The organism is Streptomyces sp. NPDC006207 (genome assembly GCF_040613835.1).
Taxonomy (GTDB): Bacteria; Actinomycetota; Actinomycetes; order Streptomycetales; family Streptomycetaceae; genus Actinacidiphila.
In genome coordinates this window covers 1-2,634 of the sequence record NZ_JBEXSX010000147.1, presented here as the reverse complement: position 1 = coordinate 2,634, position 2,634 = coordinate 1, and the positions used below count along the sequence as shown (strand labels likewise).

The window sequence follows — 2,634 nt, the reverse complement described above, 5'->3', positions numbered from 1 at the left end:
TCTTGGTGGGAGCCGACGTCCGTGTGACCGGCACTTCGACCCCGGCGTTCGGACAGGGCGGCGTCTACGACCACATACCCGGGATCGCCGCGGCGGCCCCGGCCAGCCGCAGCACCGTGCCGCTGCCCAGGAACCGCGAGGCAACGGTGCTGGCACTGGACACCACCAGCGCCTCCGGGGTGACCGGCCTGCGCGACGACCTCGCCGACCGGCCCTTCCAGGACCTGCTGCGCTCCCTGCGCCCCGAGGAGGCCGCCTCGCGGGACGCCGGGTTCACGCTGCCCGACGCCTCGGCGCGACTCCGCCTGACCGTCCGCCTGCAGGCCCTGGGCACCCGGGGCCGCGCAACCGCGAGCGGGGTCGGCGACCGGCTCTCGGCGACCTTCACGGACCGCTACGGCGTGCCCTACACCATCCCCCTGGGCGAGGTCCCCGCCGACGGCCGACCCCACGTCCTGGAGGCGGACTTCGCCGCGGAGGCGGGCCGGGCCCCCGGCGCCGGCCACGCCGGGCCGCTGCGCCTGACCGGGATCAAGGCCGACTTCTCCCTGCCCCGGCGGACCGGGCACCACCGGCTGTCCGTCACCGCGCTGCGGGCCGTGACCAACGACGGCTCCGCGCACGCCTTCCCGGTGCCGGCCGGCGCTTCCTGGAAGGCCCACACCCTCATGGGCAACCGGGACTTCACCGAGGACCGCGAGCGCGGCTACGTCGCCGCGCGGACGGACGCCCCGCGTTCCGGCCAGGACACACCGCTCACCGTCGAGTACGACACCGGGCAGATGCCCCTCGAGGGCTATGTGCAGAGCGGCTTCGACGAGGCGGCCGTGATCGTGACCGCGGCGCCGAAGGCCCCGGCCGCGCTGGCGGGTGTCGCCACCGACTCCTTCCTGCGGGCGGTCGACGCGAAGGCGGGCGACCCGGTACGGATCCAGCTGGCCGGCGTGACCGTGCCGGTCCGCGTCACCGCGGCCGTACGCGCCCTGCCCACGGCCACGCCCGGGGACACCGCCACCGACGGCGGGGCGCTGCTGCTGGACCTGCGCTCGGCGAACACGTTGCTGAACGGAACCGGCCAGGGTTCCCTGGTTCCCGGCGAGTGGTGGCTGGCGGCCGAGCCCGGCGCGGCCGCCCGCGTCGCCTCGGCGCTGCAGACCCGCGGCGACATCACCTCGCTCCTGGTCCGCGACGAGCAGCGAGCCGAGCTGCAGCGGGATCCGCTCGGCGCGGGGCCGCTGTCCGCGCTGCCCGCCGCCGTGGTGACCGCCGTGGTGCTGGCCGCGCTCGGCTACGTGGTCGCGGCGGCCGGAGCGCTGCGCGAACGCTCCCAGGAGTTCGCGATGCTGCGGGCGCTGGGCACCCCGCGCCGCTGGCTCGCCCGGGTGATCGCCGCCGAGCAGGGCCTGCTGGTCCTGGTCGCGGTGGGCGTGGGCGTCGTACTCGGCGGACTGCTGACCCGCCAGGTCGTCCCCCTGATCGTCCTGACGGCCCGCGCGGCCAGCCCGGTCCCCGAGGTCCGGGTGGAGCTGCCGTCCGGCCCGCTGGTCGTGCTGCTGATCGCCGTCACCGTGCTGCCCCTGCTCGGCGTCATGCTGACGGCGTGGCGGTCCGCCGACCCGGCCCAGGCGCTGCGGCGCCAAGGAGGTGAATGACGTGGCCGAGCCCCGTACCCAGCGGAGCGGTGACGTCTCCTGGATCCGCGCCCGGCTGAGCGCCGCCCCCGGCGGCACGCTCGCCATGGCCGCGCTGGTGTTCGTCACGGCGTTCCTGGCGGCCGCGCTGCCGCGGGCCGTCGACGGGTACGAGGACACCGCGCTGCGCGACACCGTGTCACACGCGTCGCTGCAGGGCCGCAGCGTCTCCATGTCGCTCCAGGTCTCACGGCTGTCCGTCCCCTTCGGCCCCGAGGCACTGCTCACCCCGCGGTCGCTGAAGGAGACGGAGAAGGAGTTCCGGCGTCTCGTCCTGCCCCCGCTGGCGCTGGAGCCGGACCAGACCGTGTACGGGGTGCGCTCCGCCGACACGGGCGCCACCGACCCTGCCCTGCCCCGGCCTTCGGGCCTCGATCCGGAGAGCGCCCTGGTGGCCCAACCGGACCTGGCGGCGAACACCCGGCTCCTCAAGGGACGCATGCCGCGCCCCGGCACCGACGCCCACAGCGTCGAAGCGGTGATCACCGACCGCACCGCGCAGGTCATGGGACTGCGTACCGGTTCGGCGTTCCACCTGCGGGATTCGGTCGGATCGGTCATGACCGTCCGGGTCACCGGGATCGTCACGCCCCGGACACCCGGCACCGCGTACTGGAACGCGGAGCCCGAGCTGCGGAAACCGAAGCTGGTGTCGGTGAAGGGCGAGGGCTCCGACCCGGCGCCCGTGTTCTACTGGCGTTTCACCGCGCTCATCGACGAGAACGCCACCAAGTCCCTGCTCGGTCTGCAGGACGGTGCGCTGGCCTACTGGCACCACCCTGCCGACGTCGACGAGCTCACCGCGCGCGACGTCCCCGCGCTGCGTGACCGGCTCGCCGCGCTGACGGCGGGACCGGACGGGGCACATCTGCAGGCCAAGCAGCGCGGCCTGCACGTCGAGGAGCAGGGGCTGGGTGAACTCCTCGGTCCCTTCGCCGCCGAG

Annotated in this window: 1 protein-coding gene and 1 pseudogene; both read left to right on the top strand. The window is 75.1% G+C overall.

Annotation, left to right across the window (positions count from 1 at the left end; genetic code table 11):
• A partial coding sequence (locus ABZ312_RS45050) for an FtsX-like permease family protein (RefSeq protein ID WP_500440223.1) occupies nt 1-1,652 on the top strand: 1,652 nt, incomplete at its 5' end.
• Between the two features lies 1 nt (nt 1,653).
• A pseudogene (locus ABZ312_RS45045) lies at nt 1,654-2,634 on the top strand (hypothetical protein); the annotation flags it as partial.